The sequence below is a fragment of the Sulfuricurvum sp. genome (assembly GCF_028713855.1).
GTDB lineage: Bacteria > Campylobacterota > Campylobacteria > Campylobacterales > Sulfurimonadaceae > Sulfuricurvum.
In genome coordinates, this window is the sequence record NZ_JAQTNN010000013.1 from 22,199 (window position 1) to 44,087 (window position 21,889).

The 21,889-nt window shown below is 41.4% G+C and carries 17 protein-coding genes; 10 read left to right on the forward strand and 7 right to left on the reverse strand.

The window, feature by feature from the left end; translation table 11 throughout:
• Window positions 1–7 precede the first annotated feature (7 nt).
• From pstC to pstB, 3 genes are read left to right on the forward strand one after another with little or no spacing between them, the layout of a single operon-like run.
• Window positions 8–859, forward strand: coding sequence for a phosphate ABC transporter permease subunit PstC (gene pstC, locus PHI47_RS11385; protein WP_299937373.1), 852 nt, complete (start codon window positions 8–10; stop codon window positions 857–859).
• Window positions 856–1,698, forward strand: coding sequence for a phosphate ABC transporter permease PstA (gene pstA, locus PHI47_RS11390; protein ID WP_299937374.1), 843 nt, complete (start codon window positions 856–858; stop codon window positions 1,696–1,698). The genes pstC and pstA overlap by 4 nt, the downstream gene beginning before the upstream one ends.
• Before the next feature lie 2 nt (window positions 1,699–1,700).
• On the forward strand, window positions 1,701–2,486 hold the full coding sequence (gene pstB / locus PHI47_RS11395; protein ID WP_299937376.1) for a phosphate ABC transporter ATP-binding protein PstB: 786 nt from the start codon (window positions 1,701–1,703) through the stop codon (window positions 2,484–2,486).
• A gap of 76 nt (window positions 2,487–2,562) precedes the next feature.
• On the opposite strand, the gene PHI47_RS11400 is transcribed toward pstB, so the two are convergent.
• Window positions 2,563–3,282 carry a hypothetical protein gene (locus tag PHI47_RS11400; protein ID WP_299937379.1) on the reverse strand — a complete coding sequence of 240 codons (720 nt, stop codon included), beginning with the start codon at window positions 3,280–3,282 and terminating at the stop codon, window positions 2,563–2,565.
• 124 nt (window positions 3,283–3,406) lie between these two features.
• Here PHI47_RS11400 and PHI47_RS11405 point away from each other — a divergent pair, with 124 nt between their 5' ends.
• The 5 genes from PHI47_RS11405 (at window position 3,407) to PHI47_RS11425 (ending at window position 11,185) form a co-directional block, all read left to right on the forward strand.
• Window positions 3,407–5,173 (forward strand): GGDEF domain-containing protein, encoded by a 1,767-nt coding sequence (locus PHI47_RS11405; protein WP_299937382.1) that lies wholly within the window; start codon window positions 3,407–3,409, stop codon window positions 5,171–5,173.
• A gap of 171 nt (window positions 5,174–5,344) precedes the next feature.
• Window positions 5,345–7,048: an EAL domain-containing protein gene (locus PHI47_RS11410; protein WP_299937385.1), complete on the forward strand. Its 1,704-nt coding sequence runs from the start codon at window positions 5,345–5,347 to the stop codon at window positions 7,046–7,048.
• Window positions 7,045–7,581: a YfiR family protein gene (locus PHI47_RS11415; RefSeq protein WP_299937389.1), complete on the forward strand. Its 537-nt coding sequence runs from the start codon at window positions 7,045–7,047 to the stop codon at window positions 7,579–7,581. Before PHI47_RS11410 ends, PHI47_RS11415 begins: the two co-directional genes overlap by 4 nt.
• Complete coding sequence (locus tag PHI47_RS11420) at window positions 7,578–9,146, forward strand: ATP-binding protein (RefSeq protein ID WP_299937391.1); 1,569 nt, start codon at window positions 7,578–7,580, stop codon at window positions 9,144–9,146. The genes PHI47_RS11415 and PHI47_RS11420 overlap by 4 nt, the downstream gene beginning before the upstream one ends.
• A gap of 56 nt (window positions 9,147–9,202) precedes the next feature.
• The gene (locus tag PHI47_RS11425; RefSeq protein WP_299937394.1) at window positions 9,203–11,185 is read left to right on the forward strand and encodes a TonB-dependent receptor; all 1,983 of its coding nucleotides are present in this window, start codon (window positions 9,203–9,205) and stop codon (window positions 11,183–11,185) included.
• A 116-nt stretch (window positions 11,186–11,301) separates the two neighbouring features.
• Here PHI47_RS11425 and queF read toward each other — a convergent pair whose 3' ends face one another.
• The 5 genes from queF to dnaA form a co-directional block, all read right to left on the reverse strand.
• Complete coding sequence (gene queF / locus PHI47_RS11430) at window positions 11,302–11,691, reverse strand: preQ(1) synthase (protein ID WP_299937397.1); 390 nt, start codon at window positions 11,689–11,691, stop codon at window positions 11,302–11,304.
• Window positions 11,692–11,706: 15 nt separating this feature from the next.
• Window positions 11,707–13,092: a GGDEF domain-containing protein gene (locus PHI47_RS11435; protein ID WP_299937401.1), complete on the reverse strand. Its 1,386-nt coding sequence runs from the start codon at window positions 13,090–13,092 to the stop codon at window positions 11,707–11,709.
• 6 nt (window positions 13,093–13,098) lie between these two features.
• On the reverse strand, window positions 13,099–15,414 hold the full coding sequence (gene gyrB, locus PHI47_RS11440) for a DNA topoisomerase (ATP-hydrolyzing) subunit B (protein ID WP_299937404.1): 2,316 nt from the start codon (window positions 15,412–15,414) through the stop codon (window positions 13,099–13,101).
• 118 nt (window positions 15,415–15,532) lie between these two features.
• On the reverse strand, window positions 15,533–16,600 hold the full coding sequence (gene dnaN, locus PHI47_RS11445) for a DNA polymerase III subunit beta (RefSeq protein ID WP_299937407.1): 1,068 nt from the start codon (window positions 16,598–16,600) through the stop codon (window positions 15,533–15,535).
• Window positions 16,601–16,794: 194 nt separating this feature from the next.
• Window positions 16,795–18,123: a chromosomal replication initiator protein DnaA gene (gene dnaA, locus PHI47_RS11450; RefSeq protein ID WP_299937410.1), complete on the reverse strand. Its 1,329-nt coding sequence runs from the start codon at window positions 18,121–18,123 to the stop codon at window positions 16,795–16,797.
• Between the two features lie 109 nt (window positions 18,124–18,232).
• Between dnaA and ruvC the strand changes: the two genes are divergently transcribed.
• Both ruvC and PHI47_RS11460 read left to right on the forward strand, forming a co-directional pair.
• Window positions 18,233–18,736, forward strand: coding sequence for a crossover junction endodeoxyribonuclease RuvC (gene ruvC, locus PHI47_RS11455; RefSeq protein WP_299937413.1), 504 nt, complete (start codon window positions 18,233–18,235; stop codon window positions 18,734–18,736).
• 520 nt (window positions 18,737–19,256) lie between these two features.
• Window positions 19,257–20,981 (forward strand): lysophospholipid acyltransferase family protein, encoded by a 1,725-nt coding sequence (locus tag PHI47_RS11460; protein WP_299937417.1) that lies wholly within the window; start codon window positions 19,257–19,259, stop codon window positions 20,979–20,981.
• Here the strand turns inward: PHI47_RS11460 and PHI47_RS11465 are convergent.
• Window positions 20,965–21,888 carry an RluA family pseudouridine synthase gene (locus PHI47_RS11465; RefSeq protein WP_299937420.1) on the reverse strand — a complete coding sequence of 308 codons (924 nt, stop codon included), beginning with the start codon at window positions 21,886–21,888 and terminating at the stop codon, window positions 20,965–20,967. The two genes, PHI47_RS11460 and PHI47_RS11465, sit on opposite strands and share 17 nt — an antisense overlap.
• Window position 21,889 lies beyond the last annotated feature (1 nt).

Here is a 21,889-nt window from a genome sequence, read left to right on the forward strand (position 1 = left end):
GCTCGGCATGATTGATAAGATCTTCTCCAACCTAACCCGTTTTAGTGCCCTGCTGATCCTCGTCATCGTTGCGTGGATCTTCGTGGAACTCTATAACCAGTCGCTTGAAGCGATTAATGCGTTCGGGTTTGATTTCATTACCAAAGACGAATGGGCGCCAAATGTTGATAAGTTCGGAGCATATGCCGCTATTTTCGGCTCCGTTGCTTCGACATTTTTAGCCATGCTGTTTGCCATCCCTATCGCAATCGGTGTCGCCATTTTCCTCAGTGAAATCGCCCACGACAAGATCAAAGGATTTTTCGGTGTCAGCGTGGAACTCCTAGCGGCGATTCCTTCTGTCATCTACGGAATGTGGGGATTATTTTATTTCGTCCCTATTATTCGTGATCTTTTCGGAGGAATGGGAATCGGGCTGCTTAGTGCAGGTATCGTCCTCTCTATCATGATTTTGCCGTTTATGGCAGCGGTTACCCGTGATGCGATGAACACCACCCCCGATATCCTCAAAGAATCGGCTTACGCTCTCGGCGGGACACAATGGGATGTTATCAAAGACGTTATCATCCCTTACGCACGAGCCGGTATTATCGGTTCAATCATTTTGGCGTTAGGACGTGCAATCGGTGAGACGATGGCAGTTACCTTTGTAATGGGAAATGTTCATCATACTCCAAGTGCCATTACTGATCCGACAACATCGATTCCGGTGACGCTCGCAAACGAATTTGCCGAAGCGGACAGTTCACTCTATTTCTCCAGCTTGTTTGAATTAGCGCTGTTGCTGTTAGCAATGAGTTTCGTCGTTATCGCCATCGCCAAATTTTACTTTTTACGTAAAGAAAGGAGAGGTGTATGACTGCGGTTCAAAAACGGGTTTTAATCAATAAAATCGTTCTCGGTCTCTCAACCCTGAGTGCAATTATCGCCATTGCCTTTTTATTCTGGATTTTGGGTGTTTTGGTGATGAAAGGGGTCGGTGCTCTTAACTGGGATATCTTTATTTTCGAAGGCTCCCCTCCGGGATATGCCGAAAGCGGTTTGAAACACGCCCTTGTGGGTCAACTGATTTTAGTATCATTGGCAACCTTCATCGGGGTTCCGTTCGGGATTTTGGCAGGAACTTACCTAAGCGAATATGGTAAGAACTCAAAGCTAGCGCATGCCATTCGAGATATTTCGGATATTATGATGTCCGCACCTTCGATCGTCATCGGTGCATTTGTCTATGCAATCGTCGTTATGCCGATGGGGCACTTCAGCGCATGGGCAGGTGCAATTGCGTTGGCGATCATTATGATCCCGATCATTTTACGTACGACCGACGACATGCTCCAGCTTGTCCCCGGGACGCTTCGCGAAGCGGCATTCGCCCTCGGTGCACCCAAATACAAAGTTATTATGGATGTCGTCTATCGTGGAGCAAAAGCAGGTATTTTGACCGGAGTATTACTCGGTATCGCACGTGTCGGCGGTGAGACGGCACCCTTGCTCTTTACCTCATTCAATGATAATTTTTTCACGACCGATCTGAACGAAGCGATGCCTTCACTCACAGTTACAATGTTTAACTATGCGATCAGCCCGTATGAAGATTGGCAGCAGTTGGGATGGGCCGCCGCCTTTATCCTTTCGATGTTTATTTTGGGTCTCAATATTGTGGGACGACTTATTTTATTCGCCGGTAAAAGGAAATAACTATGGCAAGTATTATCGATATCAAAGACGAATGTGCGCTTCATGTGCGTGATTTTGAATTTACTTATAAGGGTGCACCTGCTCCAAGTTTGAAAAAAGTGACGATGCCGATCGCTAAACATTCGATCACCGCCCTCATCGGACCATCCGGTTGCGGTAAAACAACTCTATTGCGATCCTTTAACCGAATGCACGATTTGTATCCGGGAAACACCTACAACGGTGAGATAGAGTTCGAAGGACGCAATATCCTCGGCGCAAAAGAGGATTTGATTCACCTCCGTACAAAAATCGGAATGATCTTTCAAAAACCGACGGCGTTTCCGATGTCGATTTTTGATAATGTTGCTTACGGTATGCGTCTTCAAGGAATTAAAAACAAAACGGAACTGCGCGACCGTGTCGAAAAAGCACTTCAAGATGCCGCCATCTGGAAAGAGGTAAGCGACCGCCTTAAAAACGATGCAAATGGCCTCTCCGGCGGTCAGCAGCAGCGTCTGTGTATTGCCCGTGCGATTGCGGTGGAGCCGGAAGTTCTTTTGTTTGATGAACCGACCTCCGCACTTGACCCGATCTCTACTCAGGGGATCGAAAAGCTGGTTATCGAGCTCAAAGAGAAAGTCAGTATCATCATTGTCACGCACAATATGCAGCAAGCGGCACGGGTCAGTGATTACACCGGATTTATGTATTTGGGAGAGCTTATCGAATTGGGTCACACCGAAGAACTGTTCGTTACCCCGAAAGAAAAATTGACACAAGAATATATCACCGGTAAGTTTGGTTGATCGGCACTAGGGCACTGAGCCCTGCCGATTTTCCTTTCTTTCTTCTCTATTTTATAAATCTATTTTCACAACCCTCTTACAAACTCGGAAGCATTTGAATCTCTGTTTTAATCGCATAAGTGTTTTCACGTAAACGATGAACTCGATCTATTCCCGCTTTTTTATAATACGCAGCTGATGTTTCAAAATACTTTTTATGATTATCAAGATACGCATAAAGGGGATCTTCGATGTTATTGTCAAGATAAAGTTCTTTTATCGTTTGCGCCAATGTTGATGCGCTTGCGCGATATTCTTCTTCTAATGCGGGAGAAGGCTCTTTGAGATAATTGAGACGTGTTCTGGATAATTGTTCGTACGCTGCTTTAAGTTCGTGTAAACCGATTTGTTTGATTGATTGTATAAATTTCGGTTCTTCCTTTTCTTCATAGCTATCATACTCTTTAAGTTGTTCTAAAAACGGTTGCGCCGTTTGGCTCAAAACGGCACTGTCTTCTTTATATTGAGTAAGCAAGCGCTCAACTTTATCGACATTAAGCCCTTGCTTTTCATATTTTGGAAATACTTTTTCCAACTCCGCCACCGATGACTCCAACATAGGAATCGATTCTCTATTCCCATGCCGTAAAATCAATCGTAATGACTCTTGGCTCAATGTGAACAATTGATCCGGTGTTTTAGAAGGTAGGTTCACCGCTTTGGGTGTGCTTTGCTGTACGTTATTTTGAGCATCGATCCATAACAAACCACTCGCTGCAATCAAACCGACGGGTATAAGCAAAAACATTTTTTTCATTTTCAATCCTAAAAGAGATTTTTGCACACTATAAATCATTCTGATTACTGAAAAGCTACAGTTTAAACGGCCTATATCCCCTGTTTGTAACCGATTTGCAATCGATACATCCTATACTCGATTTATGGAACCTTTACACCCTTTTTATGAACGTTATTTTGATGTTTTGGACATCGCTTTTCAACCGATTGTCGATATCCATTCGGGAATTACTTTCGGCGTTGAAGCCCTCTTACGGGGAAGCGATGTTTTAGGATATATCAGTATCGAAGCATTTTTTGATCATCTTTATGAACAGAATATTCTCTACACTTTCGATATTCGTCTACGCGAAGTGGTGATTGAAAAATTTTGTAGAATTGAGGGCTATGAAAACCTGAAGCTTTTTTACAATCTCGATAATCGTGTTTTGGAAATGACCGACTTTTCAAAAGGGAATACGTCCCGAATCCTCAGACGCTACGGACTCGATCATAAACGTATCGTGTTTGAACTTTCCGAGCACAATGAAATTACCAATATAGAACATTTCAATCGATTAATGAGTCATTATGCGGATGAAGGTTTTTGTATTGCGATCGATGATTTCGGGATCGGTCAATCCGGATACAAACTCCTCTATCACTCTACTCCGAATATCATCAAAATCGACCGCTTTTTTTTGAGTTCGATTGATAAAGATCCTAAAAAGAAACTTCTCGCTAGGAATATGGTTCAATTAGCAACACTTATGGGATGCAGAGTGATTGCCGAGGGGATAGAAAGTGAAAACGAACTCTTTGTTTGCAAAGAGATCGGTGCCCATATGGTTCAGGGTTATTATGTCGCATATCCTACAATCAATATTACGCAAATCGAATCAAAATACCCCGATATTATAGGCACAACAATACGCGAACAACGCTTTAAAGACGATCATAATATTATCCTCAAACGCCTCGAAACTCTCAAGCCCATCGTGATTGGCGATTCGATGGAATCCCTCCTTGATCTTCTCAAAGCCGACGATGAGCTTTTTTTGGTTCCTGTCGTTGATTCAGCCTCTTACCCCAAAGGTATTATCCACGAACATCGTCTCAAATCGGTTATTTATTCCCCTTATGGACGATCACTCATCCAAAACCGCTCTTCCAACCTCTCCGTACTGGATACCTATATCGAACCGATTCCCGTCGTTGATATCAAAATGCCCCTGGAAACCATCATAGAACTCTTCTCTCTTTCTGAAAATGCTCCTGGGGTTTTAGTTATCGAATCTTCCCGTTATATCGGTTATCTCAGTGCACGTGAAATGATTGAAGTTGTGCATGAACGCAATCTTATCTCTGCCCGTGACCAAAATCCTCTCACCCGATTGCCCGGGAATTTTAGGATCAACGCATTTATTGCCCAAATTCTCGAAAATAATGATGATGCGGTTGTTGCCTATTTTGATTTTGACCATTTTAAACCGTATAACGATTATTACGGATTTCGAAAGGGAGATCGTGTCATCTTGCTTTTCACCGAATTAATGCACAAATGCCTTTCCTCAGAGTTTTTCAAAGGGCATATCGGAGGAGATGATTTTTTTATGGGGACATTTTTGCATGGTGAGGTAACATTTGAATCGGTATGTTCCCAAATCACCTATCTAATCCAAAAGTTTATCGACGAAGTACAAGACTTTTACGAGACTGAAGATCGTGAACGAGGTTCCATCCTCTCTGAAGATCGTGATGGAAATATCAAAGAGTTTAAACTTCTTAGCGTTAGTGCCGTTATAATTCGTATCGGAAAAGGGTCTACACTTCTAACAGGGGAACACCTGCAACAGTTATTTGCACAAGAAAAAAAGAGGGCAAAAAAATCACCCACCCATATAAGCGTGGTTCACACGCGCGAGATTTAAAAGAAGTATCTCTCTGTCAGCATCTTTTCACTATCGGTTTCAACTACCCTATAAGTATTTCCGGAAAATTTGGTTGATACCTTTATTATGCTTTATACCTCGCTTTCTTTATTTCTGTATTATAATGTGCTATTATTGGATAATCAATAAATCAAAGAAAGAGGAACAAAAATGTCGGATGATGAGCTTTTATTCGCACCCGAGGAGAAAGAAGCATCTGCTGAAACTCCATGGACAGTGATGATCGTTGATGACGATGCCGAAGTTCACTCCTTTACCAAACTTGCTCTTCACGATTTTACTTTTGAACGCAAATCCTTGCGCTTTCTCTCCGCCTACAGTGCCGCCGAAGCAACTGAAATACTGCAAAAGCATGATGATATCGCGGTTATCTTGCTTGATGTCGTCATGGAGAGCGAAACAGCCGGTCTGGATCTTGTTGAAACCATCCGCTATCATTTCAATAATACGACGGTACGGATTATCATCCGAACAGGTCAACCCGGAGTGGCTCCGGAGCGGTATGTTATCGATCATTACGACATTAATGACTACAAAGAAAAAACGGAGCTCACAACCGACCGGCTCTATACGACCATCCGTAGTGCCCTTTCGCAATACAAACAAATTGTTGAACTCCTCAATAAAAAAAATGAGATCTACGCGACCCTGATAACTGACAGCTTGACCGGGCTTGGCAATCGGGTCAAGCTCAACTACGATCTGGACACCGATAAACCAATGTCTCTGGTTCTACTGAATATTGATGCGTTCAGTATGATCAACGATGTGTACGGATTTGAGGTGGGGGATCAGATGCTGTTGCAGTTTGGCAAAATTCTGCGTGATACCTCCGGACCTACGTGTACCGTTTATCGTCTCGAAGCCGATATCTTCGCTGTATTAACCAACCATAAAGAGATTCAGGATGTGCAAAAAGAGGTCTTTCGGATCCAAAGCAGTATCACCAAAAACTCGTTCCTCATTAACGGGATAGAGCACCGGATCAATGTTACCATGGGAGTTGTCGAACACGACATCGGAAACATGATCCAAAAAGCCGAAATAGCGCTGCGTGAAGCGCGGAAAATGAGCCGAAACCGGGTACAGGTTTACTCTGATACGCTGGCGGTTATCGCGCAGATTAAAGAGAATACCAAATGGACGAAATGGCTCAAAGATGCCCTTGACCACGATAAACTGATTGCCTATTTTCAACCTATAGTCGAGTGTAAAACCGGCAGTATCATCAAATATGAAACCCTTGTCCGCTTGGAACATGATGGGGTCATATATACCCCCTATCTCTTCCTCGCAACCGCCCGCTATGCAGGATTGCTCTATCAAATAACACAGCGAATGTTTGATCAGGCGTGCGCAAAATTTGCTAGCAATACCCTCGGCTTTACAATCAATATTACCGATCAGGATCTCGTCGAATCGAGTTTTGTCGACTTCATCGAACTAACGCGCACCCGCTACGGAATCGAAGCCGATCGAATCTATTTCGAAATTCTTGAAGACAGCAGTATTTTGGCCAACCCCATCGCCGAAAAACATCTCAACGAACTCACGGCACTTGGATATCATCTGTGTCTGGATGATTTCGGGGTTCAGTGTTCGAATTTCGCCCAGCTCGGGAATCTGGATCTCGATATTGTCAAGATCGACGGTATCTATATCAAAGATATCGACGTCAATAAAAAATCCCAAGTAGTGACCGAATCAATCCTCTTTTTTACCCACAAAATAGGGGTAAAAACCGTTGCAGAATTCGTCCACAGTGCACAGGTGTACGAAATTGTCAAAGCGATGGGAATCGATTATGCGCAGGGGTACTTCTTGGGTGAACCGAAGCCCGATTTGGTTCAATGAAACGAATAAAGCTTTTTGCTGTCGCCTTTTTTTACCTTTGCTATGCCACCTCGTTGCTCGCCATTTCGGAAGAAAGCATTAAAGCCGCTTTTTTGGAGCGTTTTACAATGTTTATCCAGTGGCCGAAACCGATCGACTCCTATACCATCTGTGTCTATGATGATGATTCATTTGCCCAGACCCTGCAAAAAAGCTATTCAGCACGTCTCTTTAACAACCGCCCTCTAAAAGTTATTCCTCTTAAGGTCGGAACCCCTTCCGAAGAGATGCTTAAGTGCCATATTCTCTATTTTCGCGGTTCTAAGCCTCATCAGAATGAAGCTCTGTTAAATACTTTGCGCAAAAACAATGTTTTAATGATCAGCGATGATGATGACGATGCAAAGCGCGGAGCAATGATCGGGTTTTATTTGCAAAACAATACCTTTCGCTTTGTTATCAATCAACGCAACCTCGAAAATGCCAATTTGAACGTCAGCTATAAACTTCTCAACTTCGCTACCGTTATCGAGCCGACCGGAGGATCAAAATGAGAATAATCAACAGCTCCATTGCGTCTCAGATGACTCGCTCTTTGGTTATCACTAGTCTTTTCATCATTATTTTCGGAACTATATTTCTATCGTGGTACAACATTAACCATGAAAAAGAATCCTATCTCCATGAAAGCCAATTACAGGCTGATTTGGTCGCCGATTTGGTAACCGCTCCTTTGGCATTTTTTGATGTTCAGGGGGTCAATACCAATATAAACCAACTCCGAAAAAACAGCAATATTATTCTGGCTGTTATTTACAATCCTGATAAAACCCCACTTGCCTCTTTTAATCCAAGCGGCCAACCTATTACAAAAATCAATTCCCCCTTGGGAACACGATACGAGAACATCGGCTGGTTCCCATGGGAAGTTGAAAAACTATCAACCACGCTTGAAATCAAACAAAATTCTCAACTCTTGGGCTATCTTTATATCGAGAGAAAAACAGATCGTATCACCTCATTTATGATGGATTTATTGAAATCGGTTACCGTTTTTTCATTCGGTTTAATTCTTTTTGTGTACATGATCTCACATGTGTTGAGTAAAAAAATCCTACAGCCGATACTCACACTAACCGAAGCGGCCAAAGAAGTAGCGCAAAAAAGCAACTATTCGCTTCGTGTTACCCATGACAAAAATGATGAAATCGCTTATTTATACGATGCGTTTAACCATCTCTTGAGTGACACCGAATCGTTAACAAACCATTTGGAATCGCGAGTGGAATCACGAACTCAAGAACTTCAAGACTCTCTTGAAACACTTAAAAAAGCGCAACTTCAACTGGTAGAATCTGAAAAAATGGCTGCTCTGGGAAATCTTGTCAGCGGTGTTGCCCATGAGGTCAATACCCCTTTAGGCAATGCAATCACCGGAGGATCTATTATCGTCAGAGAGACTCAGCAGCTTCTACGGCAAATGGAAGAAGGAACCCTCAAAAAATCGTTTATGGAACAAAAACTCAACATATTAAACGAGACCTCCACTCTGCTGCTAAAAAGCGTTAATCAAGCAGCCAGCCTTATTCGCAGTTTCAAACGTATTTCCGTCGACCAAAGTGTGGAGGATAAACAGGAATTTAACCTCTATGAGTACCTAGAGGAAATCCTCCTCACGTTCCATAACAAACTTAAAAAAATACCGGTAACCGTAAACATAAAAGGGGATCGTGATCTTGTTATCAAATCCTATCCCGGCGTATATGCCCAAATCATCAGCAACTTCATTCAAAATTCATTGCTGCATGGATTCAGCCCGTCTACACCGGATGCTACCATCACTATTTGTTTTAACATAGAGGGGAAAAATCTTGTTTTAACGTATGCCGACAACGGCACCGGAATGGACGAAAAAATTAAAAAAATCGCCTTTGAGCCGTTTACCACCACCAAACGCAATGCCGGAGGAACGGGGCTTGGACTAAATATCGTCTACAATCTTATCACCCAAAAACTTCTGGGAAAAATCATCCTGAATACTGAGATTCAAAAGGGGGTGTTATTCACCCTTACCCTCCCTCTGGAACCAACAGTATCAGGTGAAATTTTAGATACTTAATAAATTTTAAGATATCAATGTTACTATTAGATTAAATTATCAAACAAAGGTTGGTCATGAAAAATGTTTTTTTAGCGGCAATGATTTCTTGCTCTCTTCTCCAAGCAGATGACCAATCCGAGTTAGCACCCCTTTCTCTGGAAGATCTTCTCAATATTCAAGTCACCAGTACTTCACGCCGCGATGAAAGCCAACAATTGGCAGCCGGTGTCGTTACGGTCGTATCGTCCCAAGAAATTCAACAATTCGGAGCAAAAACGCTGGGTGATGTCATCGATCGTCTCGTGGGGATGGAAGTGCTGAGTTCTCATCAACGTCCCCATAACAAAACTTCTATCAGAGCGATGAACGGTGCCCATCAGGAAGGATGGGAAGTTGTTCTGCTCAACGGCCGTCCTATACACGACGGAACTGACGGCGGCTTTAACTTCGATATTTATCTCGGCTTTCCGCTGGATATGATCGATCATATCGAAGTAATTCGGGGACCCGGATCGGTTATTTACGGCACCAACGCGATGGCAGGTGTTATTAATATTGTTACTAAAGACGCACAAAAATCGATCAACGAAACTAGCGTTGATATCAGCGGAGGAAGTTTTAATCGTCGCCAACTTCAAGCTACAACTCTGATAGGGGGAACCGATTACAGTTTGAATATCGGTCTAAATTCTATTCGAGCCAATGGCGATAGCGTAAATGGAGTTGCCGCTATACATACCCCTGCAACTACCACTACCCCGGCAGTCTACGATACTGGAACCTATGATATGGGTCAAAACAGTGATAATCTCGTCATTAACGCTAAATACAAAGGGTTCACACTTAACTCTATGGTAATGAATAATAATGCGGACAGCGGTGCTTCCACCTTTGCCCTCCCCTCATCCCCGATGAAAAAGAAAAGAAAATATCTTGACATTGGGTATCTTTATGATATTACAAGCGGATGGGACGTATCCCTCAACTATACTGTCAATTTAGGCGAATTTGATTGGCAAATCAACGAAGCGGGAAAGCGCAATCACTATAATGACCGCTACGATATGACAGAGGTCATCGTTCGCGGCAATGTTGCCACCGATCTCAATCTCCTCTTCGGTGCCAATACCTCCAATTATGAAACAGAATTCGCAACGGGGTTCCCATATTCCAAGATGAACAATAAAAGCGCTTATACCCAAGTCGACTACATGCTCTCCCCGAAACAAAAAATCATCGCCGGTGTCCAATTAAACAAGCCGGAAGATACTCAGTCCGATCTCTCTTCACGTGCAGGTTTTATTCAGGGATTCGGTGATAACTGGTGGCTTAAACTCCTCTATAGTGAAGCGTATCGATCACCGAATCTCCAAGAAGCAAAGATCAATGCCTCTACACTGATTGGTAATCCTTCGTTAGATCCCGAAAAAGTAGCAACATATGATGCACAGCTTATCTATCAAACATCGAAACAATACTATTCGATTGCCCTATATGATACAGTCCTTAATAATTTAATCGTGAGAATCCCCTATTTGCCTAATCCTTCTAAGTCAACATTTGAAAATCGGGGAAATGTCCATTTTCAGGGGATAGAAATTGAAGGGCGCGTAGAATTAAATGAGGACTTCAGCATTCTCGGAAATTTCAGTTATCAGGTCAACAAAACAGATGCAGGAGTTAAGGATAGTACGTTTGCCCCCAATATGATGGCGAAATTGGGTGGTTCATATGCTGGCATACACGGTATGAATATTGCTGTTTTCAACAGCTATATCGGAAAATCGACATATCAAAGTGTGGCAAATTCAACGCTTCAACCAGAAGCTTTTAACCCAAATGCGGATGCTTACAATTTTTTAACTGCCAATATAACCATTGATACGGCTCAAATGTGGGGAATTGGAAAATCTGGTAAATCTTTGCTATCCGTTTATCTGGATAACATACTGGATAAACAGGTCTGGACTCCTAATCTTAATTACACCAACGGCACCAACACGATTCCTCAATACTGGGGACGAAGTGCCAATCTTACCTATACCTATAAATTTTAATTGATGTTACGCACCCAAACCGGCAAAGCCTGTTTGGGAGGCAAGGACAAGCTTGTCCTTTGCAATCCCCTAAAGCTACCCACATCTTCCGGATGCGGGAGAAAACTCCACCGTTTCTAACGTGAAAGTTCCATTTTTTCGCTGTCGATCTCAACTACCGTATGAACATTTCCGCGCGGATAGTAGTCTGCAACTACTTTTAAGCGCTTAGGAGCGATTTTTGACTCGAAAGTGCTATAGATCTCATTTGCGCTGTTTTCGTGCGAAATATGGCGGTTTCTGAACGAATTAATGTACAGTTTGATAGCTTTGAGTTCGGCTACCCATTTATCCGGCGTATATTCGACGTAAATCGTTGCAAAATCGGGATATCCGCTGCGTGGACAAAGACAGGTAAACTCCGGCAAGGTCACTTTAATGACATAATCACGCTCATGCTGATTCGGCCAAATCTCAAAATCTTTTTCGATATCGAAATTTTCAACTATTTGTTCTCCGTATTTCATTGCTACTTCCTTCTTTTATAATTGTTCTGCGCTCAAAATTCTACCTAGATAGTTACCCTGTCGGTAGTTGATTTTTAATGATTGGACGAGATTATTCGTATACGCATCCTCAACCATCGATATCCACGTTTTAGCTCCGCACAAATGGGCACTGAGATTTAAACCTTGGATAATATTCTGATAGCCTGCTTCTTTAATATGGCGTATATAGAGAGGATCAAAACGGACCATATCTACTTGCATCTCTTTGAGATAAAGGAGTGTCGTATGGTACCCGCCCAAACGATCCAAAGCGATTTGATACCCTGCCTTTCGGTATTGGGCAATTTGGTGAACAAACCGTTCTAACTGATGACAATACTCTTTCTCTTCAAACATCAGCGTTATTTTATTTCGAGACATCGGATAACGCTCAAACAACGTCATGGCATGTTCGAAAAAATGAGGATTACGCAACGTAACCGGAGAAACATTTATGACGAAATTCCGATTTCGTTCATCGCATAAAGCAGCTATTGTATCCAAGACATCACTCTCAAGACGACGCATTATATTGAGACGGTTTAGAACAGGAATATAGCGGCTTTGATGAATAAACCGCCCCTCTGAATCAATGAGTTTGATTGTCGTATCAAATGTCGGATATTCGTCACAGCATACCGGCCAAAATCCAACCGAAAAGTGTTTCTGTTCCAATGCATCCACAATTTCATTTTCCAATTCATTGATCGAATAAAATTCCTCTTTTTCTGAACTGATCCGATCATTATGCAGCTCATACAAACGGCTTACCAGCAACTCAACATTATCCGAAAGTCGTGAATCGAGCATCACCGCCTCAACCCGTATTTCAATCTCATTGTCGACATGATTTTGATATTTACTGAGGAATAATTCGATAAGAGAAATATATTGCCCTTTTTCGCCCGGTAAAAAGAGTAAAAAATCACCCCCTTTATAGCGGTTAACAGGTAGTTTTTCTATTTTTTTGTCCCGAAAAAAATGGTCTAATTTTATCACCATATTTTGTAAAGCGATATCGCCGTTTTTGACGCCGTAACGTTCATTGATCGACCATAAATTTTCAACACTGATCAGGACAAGGGTTTGCGTTTTTTTGGAAAGTGCTTTGCTAAGCAAACGGAAAAAATATTCCGGAGTGAACGTATGGGTGATCGTATCGGTAATATTTTCATGGGTGCTCTGATAAATCAGATAAAAAATGAAATAAATCATTATCCCCAGCAATGCAATCGATAAAACAATAAGAGAGGATAATGTGGTGTAATTACGTGTTAAAAGTGCAAATAAAGTGATAGCACTGAGAAAAAAGATCGGTAACCCCATACGTAATGCTAACGCAAAACGGTATTCCCTCTCTTTTTGTTCGGTATAGGTCATAAATTATTAAATATCCAGATGTTTGACGTCTTTAGCGTGCGTTTCAATGTAATTACGACGCGGTTCGACATCATCACCCATAAAGAGGTTAAACGCTTCTCCAGCTGCTTCAGAATCTTCGATCGTAACACGCAGTAACACACGATTTTCAGGTGTCATTGTCGTTTCCCAAAGTTGCTCAGGATTCATCTCCCCGAGACCTTTATAGCGTTGAATGTAAGAACCTTTCTTTGCATAATCGGTAATTTGGGTAAGAGTTTCTAATAAATCACCCTTCAGAGGCAAATTCCAATCTTGGATTTTTTGATAGATGTAGTTTGCTTCGGCAAAATGCGGTGATGCGAACAGTTCATCGTTGACATGAAGTTCTTCAAGTCCTTCTTTGGTTTGAACAAATAAATGCATATTTTCATCATTAACGCTTTTGCTAAGGATGTTATTGCCCTGAGCATTCAAGAATGTTTCTACATGGGTATAAAGTTCACTCAATGACAATGAAATCAAATCCGGATTTTCAATGAAAAATCGGATCAATTCAACCAATGCATAACGACGTTCTAATGCATCGAGTGTACTACGATAGTGATCAACCATTTTAAAGAACGATACGAGATCATTCACACCGACATTTAAATCTTCAGCTTCTAACGCTTCTATCCCGTTTTCGATCAAAAAGGCATTCAAAGCGCTATCGTCTTTAAAATAGATCTCTTTTTTCCCTTTTTTGTATCGGAACAATGGGGGTTGCGCCAAATAGAGATAGCCGTTTTCAACGATTTTCGGAAGATATCGGAAAAAGAAAGTTAATAACAATGTCTGAATATGACTGCCATCGACGTCGGCATCGGTCATGATGATAACTTTGTGGTAACGGAGTTTGTCTTCGTTAAATTCTTCACCGATTCCGCAACCCAACGCGGTGATCATGTTTGTAATCTCTTCGGATTTTAGGATTTTGTCCAAACGGGCTTTTTCAACGTTGAGAATTTTACCTTTGAGCGGCAAAATTGCTTGGAAAACACGGTCACGCCCTTGTTTCGCCGAACCGCCCGCAGAGTCCCCTTCCACCAGATACAATTCGCTGATTGCAGGGTCTTTGCTTTGGCAGTCTGACAGTTTACCCGGCAATGTCCCAACGGTCATCGCATCTTTACGACGGGTTAGTTCACGCGCTTTTTTAGCCGCTTCGCGTCCGCGTGCCGCCATAAGCGCTTTTTGGATAATGGCTTTCGCTTGAATAGGGTTTTCTTCGAAATATTTGGTCAGCTTTTCATACGTTACTTTTTGAACCAACGGTCGAACGTAGGTATTTCCGAGTTTCCCTTTGGTTTGACCTTCAAATTGAGGTTCCGGAACACGAACAGAAACAACACAAATAAGCCCTTCAGAAACATCTTCACCTGATAGAGGGATATCTTTTTCTTTGGCATTACCGTTTTGTTTGTTGTAGTTGGAGATAACACGGGTAAGTCCCGCACGGAAACCGGCTTCGTGGGTACCACCGTTAGGCGTATTGATATTATTGACGAAGGTGAACATTTTTTCGTCGTAACTGTCGTTATACATTACGGCAATATCCATCTCGATATCTTCGATTTTTTCACTGAAGGCAAACGGAGTTGCTACAACCGTTTTTTTATTCACATCGGTAACAAACTGGCTAATACCGCCCTCGAAGTGATAAGTATTGCTTGCGCCGTTACGATCGTCTTTGAAAACGATGGTAATGCGTGGATTGAGGTAAGCGAGTTCACGGAACCGTTTTGCCAAGTAGTCGTAATCGAAAATAATGGTTTCAGTAAAGATCGAAGGATCCGGGAAAAATTCAATGGTTGTTCCACGTTTACGTGTATTACCCGTTACTGCCAATGGTTCTTGAGGAATACCGCATTTAAAATTTTGTTCAAACGATTGACCTTCACGGAAAATGGTCATTTTCAAATCAGATGAAAGTGCATTTACAACTGATACCCCAACCCCGTGCAAACCGCCCGAGACTTTATAGGTATCTTTATCGAATTTTCCTCCGGCGTGCAATACGGTCAAAACAACCGTAGCCGCAGATATACCTTCACCCGGATGGATATCAGTTGGAATACCGCGACCGTTATCGCTAACCATTGCCGTACCGCTTTTGGTTAATGTTACGGTGATGGTATCACAATGTCCTGCCATCGCTTCATCGATCGAGTTGTCAACGACTTCGTAGATCAAGTGGTGAAGTCCGCGATGACCGGTATCACCGATATACATACCCGGTCGTTTTCGAACGGCTTCGAGACCTTTTAGGACTTTAATATTACTAGCACCGTAATTTTCCATAGTTGCTCCAGCTTTTAAGCGTGTTTAATGCTTTATTTTACCGTAGATAAACTAAAAAATAGGTTTTGTGAGGATATAACCCTCAGTGAGGGTTTAAAAGAGGTATAGAAGCGTAAAGTTAAATAACAATCGGCATGACGATGGTTTTAAAATTTTGATCTTTTAAAACAAACGGTTGATTCGATTCATTGGCTTCGAGGGTAAATTCGGTTCCGTTAACTTGAGACAAAAAGTCTAAGATATAACGGCTGTTGATAGCCAGAATAAACGGTGTATCAAATCCATTTTCGATTTCAACGGCTGTTTTTGCTTCGATGTTGTCATCACTTAAACTTTCAAACAAAATAGCATCACTTTGGAAAGTGAGTTTGAGATCATTGGAAATAGTCGTAATCTGCTTAATAGCGGTCACTATAGCGCTTTTAGGTAAGACAATTGTGCGCTGAGCTTCTCTTGGGATGATACGGCTGTAATCAGGGAATTTACCGTTGATCAGTTTGGTATAAAAGAGAGAGTCTTCGGATTTGATAATGAGATGAGTATTATCGTAATAAATCTCAATGTTCTCAGAAAAGAGTTTTTGAATTTCAATAATTGCTTTTTTTGGGACAATGATAGAGAGCTCAGCATCATTTTGACTGTCGATATGAACCAGTGCAAGACGACGTGTATCCGTAGCAACAAAATTGATCTGATTGGATTTGATATCAATCAGTGCTCCGTTGAGTTCAAATTTAGGATTATTGGTATCGGCAGCCGGAGTAATTTTTTTAAGCGATTCAATCAAAACATGTGAGTTAATAACGATATTGGGTTTTCCATCGGTTGTCGGGAAAGTTGGAAATTCTGAGCTTTTATACGTGGGGAGTTTGAAGTTTGAACGTTTTTGACGAATATGGAGAGTATCTTTATCTAACGTAAGTTCAATTTCTTCATCTTTGAGAATACGGATAATATCAAGAAGCTTCTTACCGTTAGCAGTAAGAGAACCGGGTTCTTCAACACTGACCGAGTTGGTCTGAATGACAAGTCCTATTTCGTAATCGGTTGCTTTAGCCGTAAGGGTTCTGCCGTCTGTGGAGAGCATTATATGAGAAGTGATTTGTGACGTGTCTTTTTTTTCTAAAAAAGGTTGTAGGTGTAGAAGGATATTTTCCAAAACCGGCTTGTCAACGGTAATTTTCATAAAAGACTCCCTTTATTATTTATATAGCAATAGTTATAGTAGTTAGTAATAAGGGGGTGTGAATGGGTGAAAACACGCCATAAACTCCCATCTCTCCTGCTTTAAACATGTGATGAACTGATTCTCTTTCATTCACAGTTATTCACTTGTGTACGAATTATAGCTTTTTTAAAACCGCTTTACAATCACAAATTTTATTCAGATGTGGCCATAGAGACTTTATTGGAGAGCTCTTCGACTTTAACTCGGAAATCTTCATCATTTTTCATAAGCTCTTGAATTTTTTTCATAGTATGACTGACGGCGGTGTGATCTTTCATCCCAAAATACTGAGCGAGCTGCGGCATTGAGTTGGGAGTGAGGGAACGGGCAAGATAAATAGCGATACGACGTGCGTATACGATATTACTGTTTCGACTTTTGGAACGGATTTCACTGGGTTTGATATTGAGCTCTTTTGCCACTGTATCCATGATGAGATCGGTAGTAATGTTGCTGCGTTTTTCAGCCATTTGTTCTTTGAGAACATTGCGGGCAAATTCAATCGTGATATCAACCCCCATTAATTGTGAATAGGCATTGAGTTTGGAAAGGATACCTTCGATTTCGCGGGTGTTGTTCTCGATGATGGTTGCAACATAGTTGATCACATCACGATCGAGTTTAACACGGTTGATTTCACACTTTTTCTTGATGATTTCGATTTTGGTTTCGAGTTCTGGAGGCTGAATATCGGCAACAAGCCCCGACTCGAAGCGGCTTTTGAGACGCTCTTCCAGTCCTCCGATTTTTTTCGGAGGTTTGTCGGAGGTGATAATGATTTGCTTATTTTCATTACGCAGAGCGTCAAACGTGTGAAAGAACTCTTCTTGAATTTGGTTTTTATTGCTCAAAAACTGGATATCGTCGATGAGGAGTAAATCACATTTACGGTATTTATCTTTAAAACGGTCCATGGTTCGATTGCTCAGATGACGGGTAAAATCATTTAAAAATTGTTCGACTGAAGTATAGATGACGGTTTTGCCCTGAGCAAGCATTACATTTCCCACCGACTGCATGAGGTGGGTTTTACCCAATCCTACACCGCCGTAGATAAAGAGAGGGTTATAAACCACACCGGGTTTTTCACTTACGTTTTTAGCGGCGATAAAGGCAAAATTATTGGAATCACCCACAACAAAGTTTTGGAAAGTATAGGATGGATTGAGCAAAGAACCGCTGGGACGTTCTGTATTGGTTACAACAGCAGTATTCTGAGTTGATGACGGAGCAGCTGAAGATTGAACCAAAATCGATACAGTGGGTTTGATATTGGTTTTGATTTCAAAAAGATGGGCTATTTTATCGGCAAATTTAGTACGTACCCAGTTAGCGATAAGGGCGTTTGGAGCTCGAAAGACAGCTAAATTGCTTTTGGATTCGGCTTCATCGTAACTGAGTTGTTTTATATAGCGCTGATAGTCAATATCGTTGATTTCGCTTTTGAGTGCACTTAAAACTTGTTTACCGATAGAATTCATCTTTTCCCTTACCCTGTGAATAGTGATGTGAATAATAGCGATATTTGCCTATAATTAGCCTCAAAGAAGAGGTGAATAGAATTTCTTCACCCTGTGAATAGGAAATATTATGAATATTTTAGGAATCGATCCGGGAACGCGAAACTGTGGATACGCAATCATAGCGATCGAGGGACAAAAACTACGACTCATTGAAGCGGGACTTATCAAAATAAAAGCGGAAGAACTCCAATACCAAATTCCCCAAGTGGCTGAAGCGATTGAACAATTGTTTCACGCGCACACGATTGATGAAGTGGCGATGGAAGATATCTTTTTTGCCCATAATCCTAAAACCGTTTTAAAACTTGCACAATTTCGGGGAGCTATCACCCTTAAGCTCTTGCAAGAATTCGGTATGTTTGCCGAATATACACCGCTTCAGGTAAAAAAGGCGTTGACGGGAAAAGCAAAAGCGGCAAAAGAACAAGTGGCATATATGGTAAAACAAATTTTGGGGATAACAAAAGAGATTAAGCCGTTGGATATCACGGATGCGATGGCAGTAGCGATCACTCATGCGCAAAGAGTAAAGTTAGAGATAAATCAAAAGAGCAGAGAAAAAAGAATATAGTCATAGCGACCAACACACCAGGAAAGTCGCTAAGTCAGAAGTGTATCCAAAGAGTCTTAGACAACCTTAATAATTTTTGTTTGATAGTCTACTTAAGCGTTTATCTTTGTTATCCTCCTAAAAGATTTCTGAATTACAAAAAAATTGTCATTTTTTTTTGAAAATGTGTAATATTCACACTGTGAGAGTGTTGTGAATAAGTCACTCTATTTTTTGATCGAAATGAGAGAAAAATTGTATTGAATTAAGAAATTATTTATCTAAATATACCCTGAATCACCCTTTCTTTAACCCACCTTAAAGTGCCTATTTTAGGGACTTGCAATGAATTTTAACCCTTTAAATAATAATTAAGCCAATGTTATAAAAAGTTATTCACATTTAATAAGATTTTTTTTCTTCTATGAGTGCGTAATCCCATAGTAATCTAAATGTAACCGCTTTGAAATGCATATCCATTACCGTTTCAGAAATCAGAATATCTATAAGAAATAGATATATCTTAATAAAGGTTAATACCATGGTTAGCGCTGAATTCATTTTACGTAAAGAACATCCTAAAGTATTTCAGTATCCGACAATCATCAATAAAACAATTGTTGGAATGACACGGTTACTTCTCCATGAAAAATCGATCAATCGATTTATGGAGAATCATCAGGAGAAAAGTGGATTGGAGTTTGTAAATGCTGTATTGGAATACCTGAATGTATCGTATAAAACGATTCATCGTCAAATCGAGAATATTCCCACAATGGGTAAAGTGATAATTGTTGCCAATCATCCTTTAGGGGCGTTAGATGCTCTTTGTTTAATTCAGATGGTATGTTCGGTGCGTCAAGATAAAAAAGTAAAGATTGTGGCTAATCATCTCCTCGGAGAGATCACACAACTCAAAGAGTTTATGATCGGCGTGGATAATATTAACGATAAACTCTCCAAACATGCCCTCCGGCAAATCGATAGTGCGTTACAAGCGGAAGAGGCGGTTATCTTTTTCCCTTCCGGAGAAGTTTCCCGCGCAGGATTATTTGGTGTTAAAGAGGGTTCATGGAAAGGGGGATTTGTAAAATTTGCTAAACGCAATGCAGCTCCGATACTTCCTGTACATATCAAGGGAAAGAACAGCCCTCTCTTTTACGCAGTCTCATGGATTTATAAACCGCTTGGAGCATTGTTACTGAGCCACGAAGTTTTTGCGGCACGCAACCGTGTATTTGATTTTACGATCGGTCAGATGGTGAGCGAGAAAGCACTCAGCGATTTTAATTTGAGTGAAAAACGTCATGCGAGATTATTCCGTAAACATCTTCTACGCATCGCAAAAGGGAAAAAAGGTATTTACCCGACAGAATGTTCTATCGCGCACCCTGTGTCACGTCAGGAGCTTAGAAGTGAACTTCGTCAGGGTGAATTGCTGGGATTGACCAGTGATAACAAACAAATCTATCTTATTGAGTATGAGAATGCCCCTAACATCATAAACGAGATCGGACGGCTCCGTGAATATTCATTTCGCAAAGTTGGTGAAGGGAGCGGTCATGCACGCGATATCGATGCGTATGACCGTTATTACCATCATTTGGTACTCTGGGATGATGAGGCACTGGAAATTGCAGGAGCCTATCGTATCGGTGAATGTGAATGGATTCTTTCATGGTTGGGCAAAGAAGGTCTTTATATGTCTGATTTGTGTGATATGAACGATCAGTTTGATTCTGTATTGGAAGATGCAATCGAACTTGGACGCAGCTTTGTGCAACCAAAATACTGGGGAAGTCGGGCGCTGGATTATCTGTGGCAAGGGATCGGTGCCTATCTTAGCCATAACCCTCAAGTAAAATATATGATGGGACCGGTGAGTATTTCGGGGAGTTTCCCTAAACATGCTCAGGAAGCATTGGTCTATTTTTATACCCTTTACTTCGGTGCCGAACACACGATGGTGAGAGCAAAATCCCCCCATTTTCTCTCTGATTATGTCCGCTCAGAATTTAAAGAATTGTTTGATGGAGACAACTACGCTGAAGATTTCAAACGGCTCAAAGATTATCTAAAAGCGCTCGATGTCTCTGTCCCTACTCTCTATAAACAGTACAGTGAGTTATGTGAAGAAGGGGGCGTAGAATTCATGGATTTCGGGATAGATGCTGATTTTAACAACTGTATTGACGGCTATATTCTCGTTGATATTCGAAAAATAAAAGAGTCAAAACGCCAGCGTTATATTAGAGGGGTGGAGTAAAACCCATCGCCTCAAAACATTCTTGGACAAAATCTTTCTCGGACACAATCGTATATTTCTCATTTTCATAGGTAAATTCAAGCGACTGCGCGTGAAGCAGCAGGCGTGTTGATCCTCCTATTTCCAATCGTTCATCAGGTGATAATTCTTTTTTTATGAATCGGACAACATCTTGTTCCTCCGGGCCGTACACCGGATCACCGATGATCGGATGTTTCACGTGGAACAAATGAACCCGTATCTGGTGAGTGCGTCCGGTCAATGGAGATGCCTCTACAAGCGTCATATCATGCTCAGGAAAGTACCGTAGAGGTCTAATAACGGTATGGGCGGGTTTTCCTTTTGGGTCAACTTTTACCACCATACTGATTAAAAGATTGGGATGGTCTATTCGAAATAGAGGTTCGTGTATATCGATAACGTCTTCTACGTGACCCTTTACCATAGCAAGATATTGTTTGCTAATGGCACGCTCAGAGAATAACTTCTTTAAAACAGTCTCACTCTTTTTGTTTCGAGATACTAAAACTAAACCGCTCGTCTCTTGATCGATACGGTGTGTGGCGTTAGCATCGTCACCAAACGTATGTTTGATCTCGTCATTCAGTGTATAGGGGGAAAGACGGCTATGTGGGTGAACACTCAAACCACTGGGTTTGTCGTAAATCGCAAAGTCGTTAGTGACAAACATCGGTTTGAATCCACGTGATAACGGCTCAAAACAAATGAACTCGCAATCCCCCTCAATGAATCCGAATTGGTCACACATAACGATACCGTTTTGAGATAAACGACCTCTGGCAATGAGACGCTGTCCTTCACTTCGTGATAGTCCTAACTCTTCCATTAAAAAGGTTAGTGCCATTTGGCTGACAGGAGCGTGTAGTTTTTTGGTAATGAAAGGCATA